The 21,428-nt window shown below is 74.9% G+C and carries 18 protein-coding genes and 1 tRNA gene; 10 read left to right on the forward strand and 9 right to left on the reverse strand.

The window, feature by feature from the left end:
- Positions 1-23 precede the first annotated feature (23 nt).
- The 4 genes from IE287_RS03135 to IE287_RS03150 form a co-directional block, all read right to left on the reverse strand.
- Positions 24-2,102 carry a serine/threonine-protein kinase gene (locus tag IE287_RS03135; protein ID WP_189847326.1) on the reverse strand — a complete coding sequence of 693 codons (2,079 nt, stop codon included), beginning with the start codon at positions 2,100-2,102 and terminating at the stop codon, positions 24-26.
- A gap of 70 nt (positions 2,103-2,172) precedes the next feature.
- Positions 2,173-4,341, reverse strand: a complete 2,169-nt coding sequence (locus IE287_RS03140; protein WP_189847327.1) for a serine/threonine-protein kinase — start codon at positions 4,339-4,341, stop codon at positions 2,173-2,175.
- 5 nt (positions 4,342-4,346) lie between these two features.
- Positions 4,347-5,591, reverse strand: a complete 1,245-nt coding sequence (locus IE287_RS03145) for a protein kinase family protein (RefSeq protein ID WP_373307793.1) — start codon at positions 5,589-5,591, stop codon at positions 4,347-4,349.
- Positions 5,592-5,791: 200 nt separating this feature from the next.
- Positions 5,792-5,866 (reverse strand) — tRNA-Cys (locus IE287_RS03150).
- 309 nt (positions 5,867-6,175) lie between these two features.
- Here IE287_RS03150 and IE287_RS03155 point away from each other — a divergent pair.
- From IE287_RS03155 to IE287_RS03195, 9 genes are all read left to right on the forward strand, one after another.
- A complete protein-coding gene (locus tag IE287_RS03155) occupies positions 6,176-6,598 on the forward strand; it encodes a hypothetical protein (protein ID WP_189847328.1) in 423 nt (140 codons plus the stop codon).
- Positions 6,599-6,610: 12 nt separating this feature from the next.
- A complete protein-coding gene (locus tag IE287_RS03160; RefSeq protein WP_189847329.1) occupies positions 6,611-8,977 on the forward strand; it encodes a hypothetical protein in 2,367 nt (788 codons plus the stop codon).
- A 4-nt stretch (positions 8,978-8,981) separates the two neighbouring features.
- On the forward strand, positions 8,982-9,650 hold the full coding sequence (locus tag IE287_RS03165; protein WP_189847330.1) for a hypothetical protein: 669 nt from the start codon (positions 8,982-8,984) through the stop codon (positions 9,648-9,650).
- Positions 9,651-9,729: 79 nt separating this feature from the next.
- Complete coding sequence (locus tag IE287_RS03170; RefSeq protein ID WP_189847331.1) at positions 9,730-11,202, forward strand: MFS transporter; 1,473 nt, start codon at positions 9,730-9,732, stop codon at positions 11,200-11,202.
- A gap of 34 nt (positions 11,203-11,236) precedes the next feature.
- Positions 11,237-11,437, forward strand: coding sequence for a ribbon-helix-helix protein, CopG family (locus tag IE287_RS03175; protein WP_189847332.1), 201 nt, complete (start codon positions 11,237-11,239; stop codon positions 11,435-11,437).
- A complete protein-coding gene (locus tag IE287_RS03180) occupies positions 11,434-11,826 on the forward strand; it encodes a type II toxin-antitoxin system death-on-curing family toxin (RefSeq protein ID WP_189847333.1) in 393 nt (130 codons plus the stop codon). The genes IE287_RS03175 and IE287_RS03180 overlap by 4 nt, the downstream gene beginning before the upstream one ends.
- A gap of 90 nt (positions 11,827-11,916) precedes the next feature.
- A complete protein-coding gene (locus tag IE287_RS03185; protein WP_189847736.1) occupies positions 11,917-13,710 on the forward strand; it encodes a DEAD/DEAH box helicase in 1,794 nt (597 codons plus the stop codon).
- Between the two features lie 419 nt (positions 13,711-14,129).
- Complete coding sequence (locus tag IE287_RS03190; RefSeq protein ID WP_189847334.1) at positions 14,130-14,771, forward strand: IclR family transcriptional regulator; 642 nt, start codon at positions 14,130-14,132, stop codon at positions 14,769-14,771.
- A 178-nt stretch (positions 14,772-14,949) separates the two neighbouring features.
- Positions 14,950-15,732: a S16 family serine protease gene (locus tag IE287_RS03195; protein ID WP_189847335.1), complete on the forward strand. Its 783-nt coding sequence runs from the start codon at positions 14,950-14,952 to the stop codon at positions 15,730-15,732.
- On the opposite strand, the gene IE287_RS03200 is transcribed toward IE287_RS03195, so the two are convergent.
- The 4 genes from IE287_RS03200 to IE287_RS03215 form a co-directional block, all read right to left on the reverse strand.
- Entirely contained in the window at positions 15,665-16,987 is a 1,323-nt protein-coding gene (locus IE287_RS03200) for an MFS transporter (RefSeq protein ID WP_189847336.1), read from the reverse strand. The two genes, IE287_RS03195 and IE287_RS03200, sit on opposite strands and share 68 nt — an antisense overlap.
- Complete coding sequence (locus IE287_RS03205) at positions 16,984-17,151, reverse strand: hypothetical protein (protein ID WP_189847337.1); 168 nt, start codon at positions 17,149-17,151, stop codon at positions 16,984-16,986. Before IE287_RS03205 ends, IE287_RS03200 begins: the two co-directional genes overlap by 4 nt.
- A gap of 166 nt (positions 17,152-17,317) precedes the next feature.
- Positions 17,318-17,917, reverse strand: coding sequence for a winged helix-turn-helix domain-containing protein (locus IE287_RS03210; protein WP_189847338.1), 600 nt, complete (start codon positions 17,915-17,917; stop codon positions 17,318-17,320).
- A 119-nt stretch (positions 17,918-18,036) separates the two neighbouring features.
- Positions 18,037-18,513, reverse strand: coding sequence for an Lrp/AsnC family transcriptional regulator (locus IE287_RS03215; RefSeq protein ID WP_043228120.1), 477 nt, complete (start codon positions 18,511-18,513; stop codon positions 18,037-18,039).
- A 121-nt stretch (positions 18,514-18,634) separates the two neighbouring features.
- On the opposite strand from IE287_RS03215, the gene hppD reads away from it, so the two are divergent.
- A complete protein-coding gene (hppD, locus tag IE287_RS03220; RefSeq protein WP_189847339.1) occupies positions 18,635-19,780 on the forward strand; it encodes a 4-hydroxyphenylpyruvate dioxygenase in 1,146 nt (381 codons plus the stop codon).
- A gap of 51 nt (positions 19,781-19,831) precedes the next feature.
- Here hppD and IE287_RS03225 read toward each other — a convergent pair whose 3' ends face one another.
- Complete coding sequence (locus tag IE287_RS03225) at positions 19,832-21,397, reverse strand: tetratricopeptide repeat protein (RefSeq protein ID WP_189847340.1); 1,566 nt, start codon at positions 21,395-21,397, stop codon at positions 19,832-19,834.
- Between the last annotated feature and the right edge of the window lie 31 nt (positions 21,398-21,428).

Consider the following 21,428-nt stretch of genomic DNA (forward strand, 5'->3'; position numbering starts at 1 on the left):
CCCGGCCCGTCCGGGCGGTGGGGTCAGGCCGTCGGCATCGCCACGATCCTGCCCCTGCTGAGGAGGAAGACCCGGTTCCCGGCGGCGGCCACCGCCCACGGGCCCGGGTTCTCCCGCTCGTAGCTCCACAGGCGGTCCTTCGCGGACCGGGAGAGGGCCGAGACGCCGGCCTCCGTGTGATTGCCCTCGACCACCCAGATCCAGTCGCCCTGCACCACCGGCCGCTGCCTCGACGGATAGGGGCTGGTCAGGGAGACGATCCACAGCTCGGTCCGCGAGCCGTCCTTCCGGTACCGGTACGCCAGACCGCCGCCGGTCACGGTCAGGCCCTCCGGGTCGAGCGCCGGCGGCCCCCAGTCGCCGTACCCCTTCTCCTCCCAGCGCCGCTCGCCGTCCGCGAGGGCGAACGCGGTGAGCGCCTCCCCGCCGGCGTAGAGGGTGTCGCCCTCGATCGCCGGCCCGAGGGGCCCGGACGACTTGCCCCGCACGCGCCAGGCCACCCGCCCGTCCGCCGTGTCGAGGACCGTGAGGTCACCGCCGGTGCCGGAGACGGCGAGCCGTCCGGGGCCGGCCGCCGCCAGCGGGGTGGCGGTGCCCACCGGGTCCTCGCCCGACTCCACCGTCCAGCGGATCCGCCGCCCGGCCGTGTCCACGGCCCGCAGCCTCCGCTCCGAGGTCAGGAAGTAGACGCCCTCCGGCGTGGCGGCGAGCAGCAGGGCCACCCCGGCGTCCGCCACCGACCAGCTCTCCGCACCGGTCGACGCGTTCCGCACCGACAGCCGGCCCGAGGCGTCGGCGCACGCGAACTCGTCCTCGTTCACCGCCACCTGCCCGGCGCGGGGGGAGAGCTCCGGCCGGGTCCACTTCGCCGACCCGTCGACCACCCGCAGCGCGGTGAGCCCGCCGTCCCGCGCGGCGAAGACCACCACGTCGCGCAGGACCACCGGCGTCGGCAGGGGCCCCGACGCGGCCACCTCCAGCGGCCCCCACAGGGGCTTCGGCCGGACGCCTCCCCGGCCGCCCTCCAGGAGCGCCGCGTCCGGAGCGTCGCCCGCCGCCGGCGGCTCCGCCCGGTCCCGGCCGGTCAGCCACCAGGCCGTGCCGCCGCCCCCGGCCAGCAGCAGCCCGCCGCCCGCGCCCAGGGCGAGGAACCGCCGCCGGGACGGGGCCGGCACCCCGGCGTCCCCGGGGCCGGGCACGACGGTGGCCGCCGTGAGCCGCCGGACCTCGGCCTCCCGGGCCTTCGCCTCCTCGTGCAGCGGCCCCCGGCGCCACACCTCGCGGGCCTTCCGGCCCCCGGTCCCCTCGGGGGCGAAGGCCCCGGCGATCTGCCCGGGCGTCGGGCGCTGCGCCGGATCGGGCCGGAAGCAGGGGGCGACCAGCGGGTGCAGCGCGGGCGGCAGCCCGCCCAGGTCCGGCTGCTCGTGGACGACCGCGTACTGGACGGCCGCCACGTGCGGCCCGTCGTAGGCCCGCCGCCCCGAGGCCGCGAGGACGAGGACCGCGCCCAGCGAGAAGACGTCGGCCGCGCCCGTCACCCGCCGTCCCAGGACCTGCTCGGGCGCCCCGTAGCCGGGGGTGACCGGGATCTGGCCGGTGGTGGTGAGGGTGAGGCCGTGCTCGGGGCGGGCGATGCCGAAGTCGATCAGCCGGGGACCGTCGGCGGTGAGCACGATGTTGGCCGGCTTGACGTCCCGGTGGACCAGCCCGGCCGCGTGGACGTCCCGGAGCGTCCCGGCGAGCGCCGCCGCCAGGAGCCGTACCGCCGGCTCGTCGAGCGGGCCGTGGCGGGCGACGGCCTCCTCGAGGGTGGGGCCGGACAGGAACTCCGTGGCGATCCAGGGGCGTCCGCCCTCCACCTCCGCGCCGAGGACCCGCGCCACGCCGGGGCTCTCGACGGCCCGCGCGGTGTGGGCCTCGCGCACGAACCGCCGGGCGAGGTCCTGGTCGTGGGCGAGTTCGGGGCGCAGCACCTTCACGGCGGCGGGCCGCCCGTCCCGCCCGGCGGCGAGATAGACCTTGCCCATGCCGCCCTCGCCCAGCACGCCGACGAGGCGGTACGGCCCGAGCCGGAGCGGGTCGCCGAAGCCGAGGGGGTTCACTGGTCGGTCACGTCCTGTCGGGGGAGCGGGGCGGTTCGGTTCGGGGGGCAGCCCGGCGGGGCGGGGCGGTTCAGTTCAGGGGGAGCGCGACGAGGGAATCGGCGCCGATGCCGAACATCCTGTCCCGCTCGGGGAGTTCGACCAGGTGGTCGGCCTCCGTCTGGTAGACCCAGGACCGGCGGCGGGTCCCCAGGTCCAGCGCGGCGAGACCGAGCCGGCTCCGGTAGAAGAGGTGCCCGGGACCCACGGCGAGGTACTGCTCCGAGACGGGCGACGCCGGGTTGTCCCGCGGGGCCTCCTCCCGCCACCGCACCTTCCCCGTGTCCGCCGCGACGGCGTGCGCCCCCCGCTCGGTCACCGCGTACACGGTCCCGTCGCGGAGCGCCGGGGGCGCGTACAGGCCGTCGTCGTCGGGACCCCGCAGCCGCCACGCCTCCTTCCCGTCGGCCAGCCGGTACGCGACGAGGTCGGGGCCGCCGACGTAGACGTGGGTGTCGTCGAGGCAGGGCCGCTCCGAGGCGTAGCGGACGGCCTGCTTCCAGCGGACGGCGCCGGTGCGGGCGTCGCGGACGACGAGCAGCGGCGGGGAGAAGTTCTGGATGTCGGCGGAGCGCTCGAAGGCGAGGAACAGTCCGTCGCGGACGACGGCGCCGATGAACGGCGGCGTGTCCTCCCTCGGATCGGCCGGCCGGGTGCGCCACAGCTCGCGGCCGGTGCGGAGGTCGAGGGCGACGAGCGCCGCCTCGCCGAAGTCGGCGCGGGTGCCGGTGGCGCCCGCCAGGTAGGCGATCCCGTCGGCGACGCAGGCGAGCTGGGTCGTCGCCATGTTGGCGTTGAGGCCCCGGACCCGGACGCCGGGCCCGCGGAGCGCGTAGCGGCCGGTGTCGACGGTGTGCACGGCCAGTTCGTGGTGGTCGTCCTGCGGCTTGCGGGGGACGGCGTACACCTCGCGCCCGTCGGTGGCGAGCGCCCGCCAGACCGTGTCGACCGTGCAGACGCCCGTCGTCTCGCCCGAGCCGACGTCCGTGAAGGCGATGCCGAGCCCGGCGAGGACCGCGACCCGGTCGCCCGCGACCAGCGGGAAGCCGCGCTCCGCCGTCACCTCGGGGAGGAGCACGGTCGCGTTCCAGAGCGAGTCGGGGGCGTCGCCGAGCAGCGGGGCCTTCGGCAGCTGGGCGCCGGTGGACCGGCCCGTGTCCCGGGTCGCCCAGAGCGCGGCGCCCGCGCCCGCCGCGGCGAGGCCGGCGAGTCCGCCGCCGAGCGCGAGGAAACGGCGCCGGGAGGGGGCGGGGCGGGTCCGCGGGCCGGCCCCGGTCTCCGCGTACGGGTCCTCCTCGGGCGCCGGGAGGCGGTCGGGGTGCGGCAGCCACACGTCGGTGGCCCGGCGGGCGATGTCGGCGAGCACGACGGGCGGCAGGTGGTCGGCGAACTCGCCCTGTCCGTCGTGGAGACGGGCGGTGAGCTCGGCCGTGGTGGGGCGGGCCGCCGGGTCCTTCGCCAGACAGGCGGAGACCAGCGGCAGCAGGGCGGGCGGGAGGCCGGTCAGGTCCGGTTCGGCGTACCGGACGCGGTAGAGCAGGTCGGCGGGGGCGCCGCCGCCGAAGGGGCCGTGGCCGGCGGCGGCGAAGAGCAGCACCCCGGCGAGGGCGAACACGTCGCCGGCCGGGGTGTGTTCGAGGCCGCCCGCCTGTTCCGGCGACATGTACGCGGGGGTGCCGGCCGCCGCTCCCGCCCGGGTCATCCGGTCGTCGCCGGCCGCGCGGGCGATGCCGAAGTCGATGATCTTCGGGCCGTACGCGGTGACGAGGACGTTGGAGGGCTTCAGGTCCCGGTGCACCACGTCCGAGGCGTGCAGCTGCCCGAGCGCCCCGGCGAGCGCGGCGCCCAGCGCCCGGACGGTCGGCTCGGGCAGCGGCCCGCCCAGCCCCACCGCCCGGTCGAGCGGCGGCCCCAGCACGTACTCGGTGGCCAGCCAGGGCGTGTCCGCCAGCGGATCGGCGTCGACGACGGCCGCGCCGTGCCGCCCGCCGATGATCCGGGCCGCGTCGGTCTCCAGCCGGAACCGCCCCCGGAACACCGGATCGGCGGCGAGCCGGGCGTGCAGCGTCTTCAGCGCGACCGTGCGGCCACCGGGGGAGCGGCCCAGGTAGACCGTGCCCATGCCGCCGGAACCGAGGCGGGCGAGCAGCCGGTACGTACCGATCGCGTCGGGATCGTCGTGGGTCAGGGGCGACAGCATCGGCTTCAGGTCCGTCGGGGGTCGTTCGGGCGGGCGGCGGGCACGGTGGGGGAGCCGGGTGGGCCGGGGGGCACGGGGGTTCCGGGGGTTCCGGGGGAGAGGGGCGCGCCGGGTGAGGCCGGGACGGTCGGCGAGGCCGGCGAGGCCGGTGAGGCCGGGGCGGTCGGGAAGACTGGGGCGGTCGGTGAGGCCGGGGCGGTCGGGAAGACTGGGGCGGTCGGTGAGGCCGGGGCGGTCGGGAAGGCGGCGGACCGGTGGGCGTCGGCGGGACGGACGGGGCCGGCGGGACCGGCGGACGCCGGGGGCTCCGTCCGCGCGCGTGCCCCCGCCGTCCCCGCCGCCGTACCCGCCGTCTCCACCGCCGTCTCCGCCGCGAGGAGTTCGGCGGACTGGCGGGCGAGGGCCGCCACCACGCGGCCCGGCAGCCAGCCGGGCGCGAGCAGCGAGGACGCCGCGTTCAGCACGGTGGCGTGCGGGGCGGGCGGGGCGAGGGCGGGGAGGAGGGCGGCGGCGGTGGGCCGGTGCGCGGGGTCCCGGGTGAGGCAGGAGAGGACCACGGGGCGCAGGGAGGGCGGGAGTTCGGAGCTCTCGGGGACGGTGTGACCGGTGGCGGCGTACGCGAGGACGGCGCCGAGCGCGAACACGTCGCCCGGCGGGCGGGGCCGCCCGCCCGCGGCCTGCTCCGGCGCGAGCGCGCCGGGGTCGAGGCCGGGGATCCCGGCGCGCGGGACCCCGTCGGGCCCGGCCGCCCGGACGGCGCCGTGGCAGCCGAGGCGGGGGCCGTCGGCGGTCAGCAGGACGGCGGCCGGGGAGATCCCGGCGTGCGTGAGGCCCTGGGCGTGGGCGGCGGCCAGGCCCTCGGCGAGCGCCGCGCCGACGGCCCGTACGGTCGCCTCCGGCAGCGGCCCGCCGTGCACGGCGAGGGCGACGGGCAGGGGCAGCGCGGGCCGGAACGGCGAGGCGTACCAGGCCTGTCGCGCGTCCGGCCCCGACACCCGGCCGACCGGCTCGAACCAGGGCGCGGGCAGCCGTCGCGCCCCCTCTGCCTCGGCGGCGAAGCCGCGCGGATCGCGCCCGGGCAGCGCCGCGCTGAGCAGGACGGTCTCCCCCTCGGCGCCCCGGGCGACGAAGCGGCGGCAGGGCAGGGCGGCGGGGGAGTGCGGCGGGTCGAGCCGGGTGATCAGCCGGTAGGGGCCGATCCGGCCGGACGGTCCGGGACCGGAGGCCTCGTGCGCGCGCGCCGTTCCCACCCGTCCGTCCCCCCGCCGTTCCGGCTGTTCTCTCCGGCCGCCCGTGACGACGGGGGCGTGACGAGCCTACCGAGGACGCGGCGGGGCTTCGCCGCCGGTCCTCCGCGGCCGGAGGCGCGGCAGGGTGCGGAGGGCGCGGCCGGCGCGGGGTGGAGCGCGGCCTCCCGTGCGTCCGGTGAAGGCCGTACGGACGGGGGAAGTGGAGACCGTGGCGGGATTCGAACCCGCGTCACTCGCTTTGCAGACGAGCCCCTGAACCACTCGGGCACACGGTCGTGTCGGTGTGGCGACAACGACGACGTTAGGGGGCGCGGAGGAGCGGCTCAAGAGACATCGGGGCCGCGCCACGGGACTGCAACGCGCCTGCCACACGCCGTTCACGGAACGGCGGGCGGACCTGATGGATTCGGCGCGGGGAACGGTGGCCGATAGCACGAGTGAACGTTCATGCATGCGCGGAGAAGGGCCTGCTGGGGAGCAAGGGCCGGGTTTTCCGGGCGAGTCCGGATTTCGCCGCACACATCTGTGCGCGTCCGTGTGCGTGCGTAAACTCCGGTGCCTCAGGGGCGGACCGAGGGGGAAGCATGTCGTTCGAGGACGAGTGGGCCACGGCGAAGGACACCGCGAGGGACACCGCGACGAGGCTCGCCGGGCTTCCCGCCGATCCGGGGCGCTGGAGCCCGGGCGCCGGCCTCTCCGTGCGGCAGGACCACCTCGGCGGGATCGGCCGCGCCGCCTACGCGCTCCACGGCCGGCTGGCGAAGGACGGCAACCACGCCCGTACGGACACGTCGGAGGCGGCGACCGCGCTGAAGTCCCACGGCTTCCGCACCGGTGCGGCCCTGGAGACCGTCCGGGACGCCTGGTCCGCACAGCTCCGGACGCTGCTCGACGCGGTCGCGCACATCTCCAACCACCTCGACCACAGCGTCGCCTCGCACGCCGAGGACGACGCGGAGGTCGCCACCTCCCTCTCCCTGTCCAAGATCAGCGAGTACATCAAGTAGGAGCGGGAAAAGGTGCTCACCTTCGACGACGTGTACCGGGCGCCGCTCGCCCGGCTGAAGGACGCGGTGGACCGCTGGGCCGAGATGAAGCGCAGGCTCGACGAGCTCGGCCTGGACGCCCGCCTGACGATGGCCGACCAGGCCAGGTCCGAGGACTGGCAGGGCCTGAACGCCGAGGTCACCAAACCCTTCATCGACAGAACCGCCCAGGAGTTCAGGGACGCCGCCAAGGCGGCCGAGGGCGTCCGCAAGGTCCTCGAAGAAGGCCACCACGCCTTCGGGAAGGCCCAGAGGGAGTTGAAGCGGATCGTCGAGACCGACGCCCCGGCCCAGGGACTGGTCGTGCGGCCCGACGGAACCGTCGAGGCCCGCAGCCCGGCCGGGGAGGACGCCGCCGCCCGCCGCGACCCCGACTTCGCCCTCGTCCTGCGCAAGGAACTGGCCGCGATCGAGGCCCTGAAACGGCGCATCGACGCCGTCGTCGAGACCTGCGACGACGCCGACACGGCCTGCGCGAACGCCCTGCGCGCCAACATGGACGGCGGTGGCCACGACTTCAGCGCGCCGAAGTACACCGGCCTCGACGCCGAGGAGGCCGCCCGGGCGGCCGAACTGGCCGCGAAGGGACGGAAACTCACCCACGCGGAGCTGGAGCAGCTCAACGAACTGCTCGCCGACAACCGGAAGGCGGGGGCCTTCTCCCGCGCCTTCTACGACCGGCTCGGCGCCAAGGGCGCGCTGGAGTTCTTCGGCGAACTCGCGGCCGACACCGCCGGGCAGGGCTCGGAGGAGAAGGACGCGGAGCGCCTGGCGGACGTCCGGGCCCTCCAGGAGAACCTGGGCCTCAACCTCGCGAACGCCACGCGCGGCGACGGGAGATGGGCCGAGGAGTGGTCCGCCGAGCTGCGGAAGCTCGGCACCGAACGCGTCCCGCTCCCCTCGCGGCCCGACGCCGTCGGCCCCTACGGCTACCAGCTGCTCGGCGGCCTCCTGCGCTACGGCGACTACCACCCGAAGTTCCTCGTCCCCCTCGCCGAGCACGTCACCCAGCTCCACGCCAGGGAACCGGACCTCTTCACCCCCGACCGCGTGCTGATGGGCCCCCGCGCCCTGGGCACGTACAACCCGTCCGGCACCAACGGCCACGGCTACGACCCGGTGATCCCCGTCCTGGAGGCACTCGGGCACAGCCCGGAGGCGGCGAAGCAGTTCTTCTCGGCCGAACCGACGGCGTACGAACGGGACGGGAGCGCGGGCGGGACGCTGGATTTGGGGAAGGACAAGGACGGCAAAGCCATCGGCCGTTACCTGGACGTTTTCACCGACGAGAAGTACACGTCCTTCTCGGACCACGTCGTCGGCGACGACGCCGCGAAGTCCAGGGACTTCATGCCGGACGCGCTGGGGCACGCGCTGGAGGCGGCGACGCTCGGGCACGCCTGGGACGATCCGGACCCCGAGCTCCGGAGGGACGCGACGACGGCCGGGATCATGACGGACGTGGTGGAGAAGTACGCCGAGGGCGCAGAACTCGTCAAGAAGCACCACTCGGCCCTCGCCGACAGCTTGGGCGCCATGGGGGCCGGGTACATCGACGACCTCAGCTGGGCCCTCGCCGAGAACGACCCGAACTCCCCCTATGCCCCTGACGTCGAGGGCAAGTCGCTGAAGGAAGCCGCCGGCATCGCGGAGCTGCACCCCGTGTTCGGTCAGGGCAAGGCCGTCGATTTCCTGACGGTCCTGGGCCAGCATCCGGACGCGTACGCGACGATGTCCACCGCGGATCGCCTCTACACCACGAGCATGCTGGAGGCGCAGGTCGGTGCCGACGGGCGGATCAACGAGGGCGACGCCCTCAAGGCCGCGGGCACGGGGGCCCAGCTTCAGGGCGTGCTGGACGCGTCTCGTGCCGAGCAGATCAAGGCCGAGGGCGCGAAGGCCATCGAGGACTACGAGAAGGCGCAGGAAGAGAAGGGCGCGTGGGTGCAACTCGGAGCGGCGACCGCCATCGCGGCCGGAGTCGCCTTCGTGCCCGCCACCGCCGCGGCGGCGGGAGCGGCCGCGATCCTCGTCCCACTCGCCGTCGACTCGGGCGCCGGCGCCATGGAGACGCTTGCGGGGGTGGTCGTCGGAGACTGGTCCGAGAAGTCCAACGAGGAGTACAAGGACGCCACGGAGGACAAGGCCGACGAGGACAAGGAGGCCGTCTACAGAGACGGCAGGCACAGCGCAGAGTCTCCCGTGAGGCACTTCGCCGATGCCCACCGGGGGCAGGGGAGCGAGTCGTTCGAGGCGCACCTCGGCATGGCCGTGGACCTCGGCTACGAGAAGGGCGGCTCGCTCGCCGTGCAGGTCGGCAACGGACCGGAGACGGAGTGATCGGGTGAGGCTGTCGAGACTGTCCGCGGGAAAGGCGCTCAGGGGCGCCACTTCCGGAGTGGTGCTGTGCCTCCTGGTCGCCGCGTGCGGCGGGAGCGAGGAGCCCGAGCCGGAGCGGGTGAGAGCCGAGCAGCAGTGCGACGACACGCTGTCGCCGGACGCGGCCCGCGCCCTGGAGACGGTGCTCAGGACGAAGCGGTTCGACCACGATCCGAGGGGCGGACTGCAACGGAGTACGGACGAGCTGATCGCGGACTACCCGAAGAGCGAGGGGCGCACCCAGAGGCGTTCCCTGTGCAAAGCCAGTCCCTCCACGAGTTCGGCCAGGGTCACCGTCGACTTCCGTTTCTGGAGGGACATCAATCTTCACGGGGACCAGCACGCGGCGACTCTCCATCCGTACGACATGGGGGTGGAAGCACTGTCCGGGCCGGACGACGCGCATCTCTACGTCAACTGCGTCAGCCCCCGCTTCCCCGGGTCCGACAAGCGTCCCGCCAAAATCTGGGGAGCGCTGGGAGTCAGCCGGTCCGAGCTCCCCGACACCGTCCCCGTCCGCGAGGCCACCCTCACCGTGCTGCACTCCGTCACCCTCGCCGTCGTCCGGAAGCTCGGCTGCGAGAACGATGCCGGGCTGGACGCGGAGCCGGTCTTCACGCCGTTGCCCGAGTAGGGGCGTAGGACCAAAGGGGGAAGGGCGGCTACGACCCGCGACAGGGGTCATCTGGGGATACGGCCCTTACCCTGTGGGGATGAGCGCCCTCGAACCCCGTGAGGCCGGCACCGTCGCCGGACCCGGAAGCGGACCCGTATCCGTCGACGTGCCCCGCGGCTCCGTCCTGGACGGAGCCCACCGGGCGCTCAGCATCGGCATCGTCTCCGTCGTGCTGCTGATCGCCTTCGAGGCGACGGCGGTCGGCACGGCGATGCCGGTGGCCGCGCGGGAGCTGGACGGGGTGTCCGTGTACGCCTTCGCCTTCTCCGCGTACTTCACGACCAGCCTCTTCGGGATGGTCGTCGCCGGGCAGTGGTCCGACCGGAGCGGGCCGCTGGTGCCGCTGACGGCCGGGATGAGCGCCTTCGCGGCGGGGCTGCTGCTGTCGGGGACGGCCGCGGCGATGTGGGTGTTCGTCCTCGGGCGGGCCGTGCAGGGGCTCGGGGGTGGGCTGGTGATCGTCGCGCTGTACGTGGTCGTCAGCCGGGCGTACGCCGAGCACCTGCGGCCCGCGATCATGGCGGCCTTCGCCGCGGCCTGGGTGGTGCCGTCCGTGGTCGGCCCCCTCGCCTCCGGGACGGTCACCGAGCACCTGGGGTGGCGGTGGGTCTTCGTCGGGATCCCGGCGCTCGTCGTGCTGCCGCTCGCCCTCGCCCTGCCGGCGATCCGCCGGACCGCCTCCGGGCCCGCCGACCCGTCGGCGCCCGTCGCGCCCTGGGACCGGCGCAGGATCCTGCTGGCGCTCGCGATCTCGGCGGGCGCCGGGCTGCTCCAGTACGCGGGGCAGGAGCTGCGCTGGCTGTCGCTGCTGCCGGCCGCCGCGGGCGCGGCGCTGCTCGTGCCGGCCGTGCGGGGGCTGCTGCCGCGCGGCACGGTCCGGGCGGCGCGCGGGCTGCCGTCCGTGGTCCTGCTGCGGGGCGTGGCCGCCGGGTCCTTCATCGCGGCCGAGTCCTTCGTCCCGCTGATGCTCGTCACCCAGCGCGGCCTCAGCCCGACCCTCGCCGGGCTCTCGCTGGCCCTCGGCGGCCTGACCTGGGCCCTCGGCTCCTGGATCCAGTCGCGGCCGTGGACGGAGCCTTACCGGGAGCGGCTGGTCGTGCTCGGGATGCTGCTGGTCGCCCTGGCCATCGCGGCCGCGCCCAGCGTGCTGCTGCCGGGGGTGCCGGTGTGGGTGGTCGCGGCCGCCTGGGCCGTCGGCTGCCTCGGCATGGGCGTGGTGATCGCCTCGACGAGCGTGCTGCTGATGAAGCTGTCCCCGCCGGAGGAGGCGGGCGCGAACTCGGCCGCGCTCCAGATCTCGGACGGGCTCTCCAACGTCCTGCTGCTCGCGGCGGGCGGCGCGGCCTTCGCCGCCCTCGGCGGCGGCGCGGTCGGCCACGCGGTGGCCTCCACCGCCTCCGAGGCGTCCCACCCGGGGGCGTTCGCGGTCGTCTTCCTGCCGATGGCGGGGGTCGCGGCGGCGGGGGCGTGGGTCGCGACGCGGCTGCGGGACGGACGCCCCGGCGAGTAGTACCACTCTGGCCCCATGTCGGTACCGTTCTGGTATGGCCATGAACCTGCGTCTTCGCGACGACCAGACGGAAGCCCTCAAGCAGCGCGCCGAGCAGGAGGGCACGAGCATGCACGCGCTCCTCCTCAAGGCGGTGGACGACTACCTCGCGCGCACCGCGCAGGAGGCGATCGTGCGGAAGACGGCCAGGGAGCAGGCGGCCAAGTGGCACGAGCTGATGGAGCGGCTCAAGTGACCTGCGTCCACCTCTCCGCCGAGGACGTCCTGGTCATCGCCGGATACGCGGTCGACGACCAGGTCGTCGTCGTGCGTGACGCGGGGCTGCTGGAGTCGGCGGTGCACAGGCCGTCCGCGGCCGTCTTCGGCGAGGAGGCGTATCCCGACCCCGTCGGCAAGGCCGCCGCGCTGCTCCACTCCCTCGCGGTCAACCGTTCGTTCGTCGACGGGAACAAGCGCACGGCGTGGCTCTCCTGCGTCACCTTCCTCGCCATGAACGGCGTCCGGCTGCGACCGGACATCGACGCGGCGGAACGCCTGGTCGTCGACGTCGCCACCGGCGCGCTCGACGAGGTGAAGACGATCGCGCAGGGGCTGCGCGAGCTGATGGCCCCCGACGTGAGCTGAGTCGCACCCGCCCCGTGTGCGATCGAGGTTCCGGCCGGGCCGCCGGTAAGGTGGCCCGGTTGTCATATCTGGACGAGCGTCGAACCGGAGATCGTGACTACCACCGCCACCTCCTCTCATCACCTCTCTCCCGCCTTTCCCGGCCGTGCTCCCTGGGGCACCGCCAGCAAGCTGCGAGCCTGGCAGCAGGGCGCGATGGAGAAGTACATCCAGGAACAGCCCCGTGACTTCCTCGCGGTCGCCACGCCCGGCGCCGGCAAGACCACCTTCGCCCTGACCCTCGCGTCCTGGCTGCTGCACCACCACGTGGTGCAGCAGGTCACGGTCGTCGCCCCCACCGAGCACCTGAAGAAGCAGTGGGCGGCCGCCGCGGCGCGCATAGGGATCAAGCTGGACCCGGAGTACAGCGCCGGGCCGCTCAGCAAGGAGTACGACGGCGTCGCCATCACCTACGCCGGCGTCGGCGTACGGCCCATGCTCCACCGCAACCGCTGCGAACAGCGCAAGACCCTCGTCATCCTCGACGAGATCCACCACGCCGGAGATTCGAAGTCCTGGGGCGAGGCCTGCCTGGAGGCCTTCGAGCCCGCCACCCGGCGGCTCGCCCTCACCGGCACGCCCTTCCGCTCCGACACCAACCCGATCCCCTTCGTGACGTACGAGGAGGGGAACGACGGCATCCGGCGCTCCTCCGCCGACTACACCTACGGATACGGGAACGCGCTCGGCGACAACGTCGTCCGGCCGGTCATCTTCCTCTCCTACAGCGGCAACATGCGCTGGCGGACGAAGGCCGGCGACGAGATCGCCGCCCGGCTCGGCGAGCCGATGACCAAGGACGCGGTCTCGCAGGCCTGGCGCACCGCGCTCGACCCGCGCGGCGACTGGATGCCGAACGTGCTCCGCGCCGCCGACCAGCGCCTCACCGAGGTCCGCAAGTCGATCCCGGACGCCGGCGGCCTGGTCATCGCCTCCGACCAGGACTCGGCCCGCTCCTACGCCAAGCTGATCCGCGAGATCACCGGCACCAAGGCCACCGTCGTGCTCTCGGACGAGGCCGCCGCCTCGGACCGCATCGACGAGTTCAGCGAGAACACCGACCGCTGGATGGTCGCCGTCCGCATGGTGTCGGAAGGCGTCGACGTGCCCCGCCTCGCCGTCGGCGTCTACGCGACGACGATCTCGACGCCGCTCTTCTTCGCGCAGGCCGTCGGCCGCTTCGTGCGATCGCGCAGGCGCGGCGAGACCGCCTCCGTGTTCCTTCCGACCATCCCCAGCCTCCTCGGCTTCGCCAGCGAGATGGAGGTCGAGCGCGACCACGTCCTCGACAAGCCGAAGAAGCAGGGCGAGGAGGACCCGTACGCGGAGTCCGAGAAGGAGCTCGCGGAGGCCGAGAAGCTCCAGGACGAGGACACCGGCGAGCAGGACATGCTGCCCTTCGAGGCGCTGGAGTCCGACGCCGTCTTCGACCGCGTCCTCTACAACGCCGCCGAGTTCGGCATGCAGGCCCACCCCGGCAGCGAGGAGGAGCAGGACTACCTCGGCATCCCCGGCCTCCTCGAACCCGACCAGGTCCAGCTGCTCCTCCAGAAGCGGCAGGCCCGGCAGATCGCGCACAGCCGCAAGCGGCCGGACACCGAGGCGGACCTGCTGGAGCTTCCGGCGGAGCGCCGCCCCGTCGTTTCCCACAAGGAGCTCCTGGAGCTGCGCAAGCAGCTCAACACGATGGTCGGCGCCTACGTGCACCAGAGCGGCAAGCCGCACGGCGTGATCCACACCGAGCTGCGCCGCGTCTGCGGCGGCCCGCCGAGCGCGGAGGCCACCGCCGGCCAGATCCGCGAGCGGATCAAGAAGGTGCAGGAGTGGGCCACCCGGATGCGGTGACCGGCCGGCCCGGAACGTGAGGGAGGCCCGTACGACGGCGGTCGTACGGGCCTCCTTCGCGTCCCGCGCGGGGCGGGCCGCGAAGCCGGGGCCGGCCCCCACGGACGGCCGTCCGGCACCCTCCACGCTACGGGCACGACATAGCCGTATCTGTCAGCCAAAGTCCCGAGGAGGGCCGACGAAGGTCCTGAACCGTCCGCATCCGGTCGTCGGCGCCCGGATTCTGGACGAGGTCTTCCGCTGAGCGGAGCGGGTCGCTACTGTCCCGGCACAAAGCAACCGCCCCGTGGCAGCGCCGCCGCGGAGCGCAGCCGGTGTACCCCTTCCTGCCGGCGGCCTCTGACGTGCGTCGCCGACGGGACCGGCGCCGTGAACCCCGTGGGAGCCCGCCGCCACTCACTTTCGAAGGAGAGGGCGTCGTGACCGCGGAGACCTCCCAGACGCTCGACAGAGGACTCAGAGTCCTCAAGCTGCTCGCCGACACCGACCACGGCCTGACCGTCACCGAGTTGTCCAACAAACTCGGAGTCAACCGGACCGTGGTCTACCGTCTGCTCGCCACCCTGGAACAGCACGCCCTCGTCCGCCGCGACCTGGGCGGCCGGGCCCGCGTCGGCCTCGGCGTGCTGCGCCTCGGCCGCCAGGTCCACCCGCTGGTGCGGGAGGCGGCCCTGCCCGCGCTGCGCTCGCTCGCCGAGGACATCGGCGCGACCGCCCACCTCACGCTCGTCGACGGGGCGGAGGCGCTCGCCGTCGCCGTCGTCGAGCCCACCTGGACGGACTACCACGTGGCCTACCGGGCCGGCTTCCGCCACCCGCTGGACCGGGGCGCGGCCGGCCGGGCGATACTCGCCGCCCGCCAGGGCACCCTGATCGACCCCGGCTTCACCCTCACCCACGGCGAGCTGGAGGCGGGCGCGAGCGGCGCCGCGGCGCCCCTGGTCGGCGTCACCGGCATCGAGGGCAGCGTCGGCGTCGTCATGCTGGCCGACGCCGTGCCGGAGCGCGTCGGCCCCCGCGTCGTCGACGCGGCCCGCGAGGTCGCGGACGCGCTGCGCTAGCCGCGTCCGCGGGCCCCGCCCCCAGGGACGGTGCCGGGCGGCCGGGAGCGCCCGGAGCGCTCCGGGCGCCGTGCCGGGGGCACCCGTGGGACCGCGGGTGCCCCCGGCGCGTCCCGGGCCGCGCCCGCCGCCGATCCCGGCCCAGTAGATTGGGTGCGTGCTCTCGCGTCTCTCCCGTATGCCCCGGTCCCGTGTGCTCGCGGCGTGCGCCGTGCCCGTCGTCGCCCTGGTCGCCGTGGCGGGGCTCGCGCCGCTGCCGTTCGCCATCGCCCAGCCCGGGACCACCGCCGACGTCCTCGGGGAGGTCAAGGGGCGGGAGGTCATCACGATCACCGGCGCCCCGGTGCGGCCCACCACCGGACAGCTGCGGATGACGACGATCCTCGCCACCGGCCCCGGCACGGACGTGGACCTGGGGGACGTGGCCGACGCCTGGTTCCGCGCGGACCGGGCGGTGCTGCCCCACGACTCCGTCTATCCGCCGGGGAAGTCCGACGCGGAGATCGAGAAGCGGAACCTCGGGCAGATGAAGGAGTCCCAGGACGCCGCCGCGCTCGCCGCCCTCGACCACCTCGGCCTGGACCCGGAGCGGGTGAAGGTGGAGCTGCACCTCGCCGACGTCGGCGGGCCGAGCGCCGGGCTGCTCTTCGCCCTCGGGATCGTCGACAAGCTCGACGGCGACGGCGACGGCGGCGACCTCACCGGCGGCAGGAGCGTCGCCGGTACGGGCACGATCACGCCGGACGGCAAGGTCGGAGCGGTCGGCGGGGTCTCCCTGAAGACCCAGGCCGCCTACCGCGACGGCGCCACCGTCTTCCTCGTCCCGAAGGACGAGTGCTCCGACGCGCAGGCCGAACTCCCGGACGGCATGCGGCTCGTGCCCGTCGGCACCCTCAACGACGCGGTGGCGTCCCTGCGGGCCCTGGGGCAGGGACAGGAGTCGAAGGTCCCGTTCTGCTAGCGGGGCCCGCCGCGGCCGGCTTCGCGTCCAGGCCGCGCCAGGCGGGGAAGACCGCCGGGGCGAGCGTCACCAGGAAGTAGAGCGCGGCGACACCGAGCAGGGTCGCCGTCAGGCCCGCCCGCTCGACCAGCAGGCCCGTCACCAGACCTCCCAGCGGGGTCGCCATCAGGACCCCCGCGGTGCTGGCGCCCGCCACCCGGCTGCGCAGCTCCTCCGGCACCCGCTCGTACATGACGGTCGCCAGGATCGGGTTGAGCACCCCGGCGCCGAGCCCGGCCGCCGCCGCCGTGAGCAGCAGCGGCGCCACCGTCTCCGTCGTCGCCGCCACCACGAAGAGGGGGGCGCCGGCGAGGAGGAAGCCGGCCGTGAAGACCGTCCGGCGGGGGAAGCGGTGGCCCACGGCGCCGTAGAGCAGCGCCGCGGCGAGCGCGCAGCCCGCGAAGACGGCCACCAGCAGGCCCTGCATCGCCGGGCCGCCCAGGTGCTCCCGGGCGTGCAGCGGCAGCAGCACCGAACTCCAGCTCAGCGCCAGGCCGTTGGTGACCATGACCATGAGCATGATGCCGAGCATGAGCCGGTCGCCGAAGAGGTGGGCGTACCCCTCGCGGAGGTCGGCGCGGTAGCGCTCGGGGGAGAGCGGCGGCCCGTCGCGGCGCGGCGCGGCGGCGGCGAGCCCGCGCAGTCCGGCCGCCGTCAGCACGGCGGAGACGCCGAAGGTCGCCGCGTCGAGGAGGAGCACGGTGTCCGCGCCGACCGTCGCCACCAGGACCCCGGCCAGCGCGGCGCCGCCCATCCGGGCCCCGCGCGAGACCGCGTCGTACAGGCTCGCGGCGCGGGCCAGCGGCGTCCCGGCCCGCTCGGCGAGATCGGGCACGAGGACGTACCTGGCCGTCTCGCCGGGGGCGTGGAAGAGGCCGTTGAGGGCCATCAGGGCGCACAGCGTCCCGTACGAGAGGAGCCCGGCGTGGTGCAGCAGCGGGATCGCGGCGAGGGCGAGCCCGCAGACCAGGTCGGAGGCGATGCCGATCCGGCGCCGCCCGATCCGGTCGACGACGGGCCCGCCTGCGATCGCCGAGACGACGACCGGCAGCGCGGCGCAGAAGGCGACGAAGCCGGCCTTGCCGGGGCTGCCGGTGGTCTCCAGGGCGAACCACGGGACGCCGATGAGGGTGAGCGAATTGCCCGCTATGGAGATGGCGTTGGCGGTCAGGACGGTGAGCAGGGGCCGCCTGTCGGCCCGGCCGTCGGCGCTCACGCGGCGAGGGCGACGGCGGGGCCGCCCGGTCCGCTCGGGCCGCCCGGAGGAAGGCGCCGGGTGACGGGCCGGACGCCGGGCGGGGTCGCCCGGGGGGCGGCGGCCCGCCGGTGGGCCTCGGCGGCGGTCATCCGGTGCAGGAGGTGGTGGACGTCGGCGTGCATGTCTCGCGGTCCCTTCCGTGGAATCGGTCGGCGGTGCGGGAGGTGCGGGTGCGGAGGCCCCGCGCGACGGGCCCGTGGCGGCCGGTGCCGGGTCCCGGGCCGGGCCGGACCCAGGCCGGGCCGGGTCCCGGGCCGGTCCTCGTGCCGGGCCGGGCCTCGTGCCGGGTCAGTCCTCGTGCTGGGGGAACGCGTGCAGGTGGAGGCGGACGCGCGCGGCGTCCGGCGCGCCGGCCCCGGGGGAGTCCCGGTACTCCTCGATCAGCGCGTGCAGGCGTTCGCCGAGCTCGCGCGCGGCCGCGGGCGGGAGCCGCAGGGTGAAGTCGCTCAGGTCGGACGCGCCGGCCCAGGCGGGCCAGTCGTGCCGGGTGGCGATCCAGGTGGACAGCTCCTGGGTGTGGTTGCTCGCCACCTCGTGCAGGAGGAGGTCGGCGGCGCCGCGCACGTCCGGGTCGGGGTCGGAGTGGAGCGACTCGTCCCAGCGGATGCCCTGCCCGACCGCCTTCCACCAGCGCTCGCGCCCCTTGCCGAGGCTCGGGTCGTCCTCGACGAAGCGGTGGGCGGCGAGCTGGCGCAGGTGGTAGCTGGTGGCGCCGCTGGACTCGCCGAGGCGTTCGGCGAGCTGGGAGGCGGTGGCCGGCCCGTGGTGGCGCAGGGCGCGGAGGAGCTGCATGCGGAGGGGGTGGGCGAGGCCGCGCAGGGAGCGCGGGTCGAGCACGCAGGTCTCGTGCTCCTGCGGGGCCTTCGCGGCCTTCTCGGGCTCGGGCATGCCCTGAGCGTAGACATGCAAAGAAGGCGTTGCAAGGGTTTCTTTGCAACACCTTCTTTGCAACTCGGGTGCCGTCGCCCCGGGACCGCTCCGGCTCCGCGCGGAGCGCCGCTCCGGGGCTACTCCGGCTCCCCGCCCGCCGCCTGCTCCACCAGCGGGATGATCCGCAGCGGCACCGCGTTCTCCATCACGATCGCCGTCGACGCCCGCACGATCCCCTCGAAGGCCACCACCTTGTCGATCACCCGCTGGAGGTCGGCGTTGGACCGCGCCACCAGCCGGCACAGCATGTCCCCGTGGCCCGTCGTCGTGTGCAGCTCCAGCACTTCCGGCACCGTCGCCAGGTGCTCCCGCACGTCCGCGCCCTGCCCCTGCTTGATCTCCAGCGTCGCGAAGGCGGTCACCGGGTACCCGAGCGCCGCCGGGTCCACCTGCGGGCCGAAACCGCGGATCACCCCGCTCGCCTGGAGCCGGTCGAGCCGCGCCTGGACGGTCCCCCGGGCGACCCCCAGCCGCCGCGAGGCCTCCAGGACGCCGATCCTCGGCTCCCGTGCCAGAAGCACGATCAGCCGCCCGTCCAGATGATCGATCGCCACAGCGCCCTCCGAATGGTCACGATGTACAAGTCGCCCGGCCATGCTCGCTCATCGCTGTACAGATTGCCCACCCCTGCGGCGAACTATTGCGCACCTTGCGCGTCGGCGGGACCCTGCTCCCATGACTGAGACCCTTGACCACACCCCTTCCACCGCGCGTGAGGCCGACCCCTTCCCGGTGAAGGGCATGGACGCGGTCGTCTTCGCCGTCGGCAACGCCAAGCAGGCCGCGCACTACTACTCCACGGCCTTCGGCATGAAGCTGGTCGCCTACTCCGGACCGGAGAACGGCAGCCGCGAGACCGCCAGTTACGTCCTCACCAACGGCAACGCCCGTTTCGTGTTCACCTCCGTCATCAAGGCGACCACCGACTGGGGCCGCTTCCTCGACGAGCACGTCGCCGAGCACGGCGACGGCGTGATCGACCTCGCCATCGAGGTCCCCGACGCCCGCGCCGCGTACGCCCACGCCGTCGCGCAGGGCGCCACCGGCCTGGTCGAGCCGCACGAGCTGGAGGACGAGCACGGCACCGTCGTCCTCGCCGCCATCGCCACCTACGGCAAGACCCGCCACACCCTGGTCGAGCGCTCCGGCTACACCGGTCCGTACCTCCCCGGCTACACCGCCGCCGCCCCGATGGTCGAGCCGCCGGCCAAGCGCACCTTCCAGGCGATCGACCACTGCGTCGGCAACGTCGAGCTCGGGAAGATGAACGAGTGGGTGGCGTTCTACAACGACGTCATGGGCTTCACCAACATGAAGGAGTTCGTGGGCGACGACATCGCCACCGAGTACTCCGCCCTCATGTCGAAGGTCGTCGCGGACGGCACCAAGAAGGTGAAGTTCCCGATCAACGAGCCGGCGATCGCGAAGAAGAAGTCGCAGATCGACGAGTACCTCGAGTTCTACAACGGCCCCGGCGTCCAGCACATCGCCCTCGCCACCAACGACATCGTCGCCACCGTGCGCGCGATGCGCGCCGCCGGCGTCGAGTTCCTGTCCGTCCCGGACGCCTACTACGACACCCTCGGCGAGTGGGTCGGCGACACCCGCGTGCCGATCGACGAGCTGCGCGAGCTGAAGATCCTCGCCGACCGCGACGAGGACGGCTACCTGCTCCAGATCTTCACCAAGCCGGTCCAGGACCGCCCGACCGTCTTCTTCGAGATGATCGAGCGCCACGGCTCCATGGGCTTCGGCAAGGGCAACTTCAAGGCCCTCTTCGAGGCCATCGAGCGCGAGCAGGACAAGCGCGGCAACCTGTAGGACCGGCCGTCGCGTCCGGGCGGGGCACGGGGCCCGCCCGGACGCGAGAGGTCACCCCGTCCCCCGGGAGGCCTCCGCCTCCTCCGGCGCCCTCGCCTCCTCCGGCGTCCCCTGCGCCTTCCGGGTCCTCTGGGCCTTCGGCGTCTCCTGCTCCTCCGCGGCCTCCGGGACCGCCTCCTCCTTCTCCCGCGCCCCCTCTCGCTCCCCCGACGCCGCGAGCCGCTTCAGGTCCTCCTCCGACAGCGCGTCCTCCGGGACCACGCCGGGATCCGGCTCGCCCAGCCGCGCGAGCGCCGCCGCCGCGCGGGGCGCGTGCAGCGGCGAGAACGCCGGGTGGATCCGCAGCGCCTCCTCCAGGTGCCGGCGCGCCCGTCCCGTCCGCCCGAGCGCCCGCTCGATCTCGCCCAGGTGGTACGTGAACGGGGCGCTCCGCGGGCCCTCCTCGACCGCCTGCCGGGCGTACGGCAGCGCCTTCTCCGGCTCGCCCGCCCGGAACAGCGCCCAGCCCAGCGCGTCCGCCACCGCCACCGACCGGCGGCCCTCCGCCCACGCGGCCCGCAGCCGGGCCACCGCCGCCCCCGGGGCGCCGTGGTCCGCGTCCAGCAGCCCCAGCACCACCTCGGCCTGCGGCGAGGCCCAGCTCCCGCTCCGCAGGCGCTCGTACGCCGCCCGCGCGTCCCCGTCCAGGCCCAGCGACTCGGCCAGCTCCCCGGCCTCCAGGACGTACTCCGGCAGCGGCTGGCGGGCCAGCGCCGCCCGCCAGTCCCGCTGCGCCTCGTCGGTCCGTCCCAGCACCGCCAGCGCCCGCGCCCGGCCCGCCAGCGCCGGCCCGTGGTCCCGGACGAACCGCAGCGCCGTCCCGTACCGCTCCAGCGCCTCCGCCGCCTCGCCCCGCTCCCACGCGAACTGCCCGAGCCGGGTGTGCGCCGCCGCCCGCTCCGCGTCCGTGGCCGCCAGCGCCGCCGCGTCCAGCGCCGTGGCGTCCGCGTCCTCCCGCCAGCCCCGGTCCCGGTAGACCTGCGCCGCCCGCCCCCGCACCACCGCCCCGCCGTGCAGCTCCTCCAGGCGCTCCATCGCCTTCCGGGCCGCCGGCCGGTCCCCCAGGCCGTTGTAGGCGTCGATGAGCAGCGGGTAGGTGTTCCACCGCCGGGGCGCGGCCTTGCGGACCCGCTCGCCCCACTCCTTCGCGCCCTTCCAGTCGCCCCGGGCCCCCGCGAGGACCCCGAGGCCGAGCTGCGCGTCCAGGTTCCCCCGCTCCGCCGGCAGCTCCGCCAGCGACCGGTCCAGCGCCCGCCCGGCCCGCGACAGGTCCCGCGCGTCCCCGAGCCGGACGCCCCGCTCCGTGTAGGCCGCGCCCAGCACCGCCCACGACGGCGCGTCGTCCGGGTTCTCCCGCAGCCACTCCTCGCGGTCCCCGATCAGCGCCACCAGGTCCGGCAGGGCCGCCGGGGCCCCCGCGTGGGCCGCGCTCGCCGCCCGCTCGGCGGGGCTCGGCGGGCGCGGCGGGCCGCCGTCCAGGAGCTCCGGCAGGTACAGCAGGGCCGTCGCCGCGAGGACCGCGCCCACCCCGGAGGCGAGCACCACCCGCGACACGTTCTGGCTCTTCATGGGGCTCATGCGCCTCACTGTGCGCCCGCCCGCGCTCGTA

The sequence above is a fragment of the Streptomyces omiyaensis genome (genome assembly GCF_014650895.1).
Taxonomy (GTDB): Bacteria; Actinomycetota; Actinomycetes; order Streptomycetales; family Streptomycetaceae; genus Streptomyces; species Streptomyces omiyaensis.

Bases quoted from the DNA above. Each gene is read 5' to 3' on its own strand.
- IE287_RS03195 (WP_189847335.1), top strand. From the start codon at position 14,950: ATGCCCCGGTCCCGTGTGCTCGCGGCGTGCGCCGTGCCCGTCGTCGCC.
- IE287_RS03210 (WP_189847338.1), bottom strand. From the start codon at position 17,917: ATGCCCGAGCCCGAGAAGGCCGCGAAGGCCCCGCAGGAGCACGAGACC.
- IE287_RS03155 (WP_189847328.1), top strand. From the start codon at position 6,176: ATGTCGTTCGAGGACGAGTGGGCCACGGCGAAGGACACCGCGAGGGAC.
- IE287_RS03205 (WP_189847337.1), bottom strand. From the start codon at position 17,151: ATGCACGCCGACGTCCACCACCTCCTGCACCGGATGACCGCCGCCGAG.
- IE287_RS03225 (WP_189847340.1), bottom strand. From the start codon at position 21,397: ATGAGCCCCATGAAGAGCCAGAACGTGTCGCGGGTGGTGCTCGCCTCC.
- hppD (WP_189847339.1), top strand. From the start codon at position 18,635: ATGACTGAGACCCTTGACCACACCCCTTCCACCGCGCGTGAGGCCGAC.
- IE287_RS03175 (WP_189847332.1), top strand. From the start codon at position 11,237: ATGGCCATGAACCTGCGTCTTCGCGACGACCAGACGGAAGCCCTCAAG.
- IE287_RS03170 (WP_189847331.1), top strand. From the start codon at position 9,730: ATGAGCGCCCTCGAACCCCGTGAGGCCGGCACCGTCGCCGGACCCGGA.
- IE287_RS03140 (WP_189847327.1), bottom strand. From the start codon at position 4,341: ATGCTGTCGCCCCTGACCCACGACGATCCCGACGCGATCGGTACGTAC.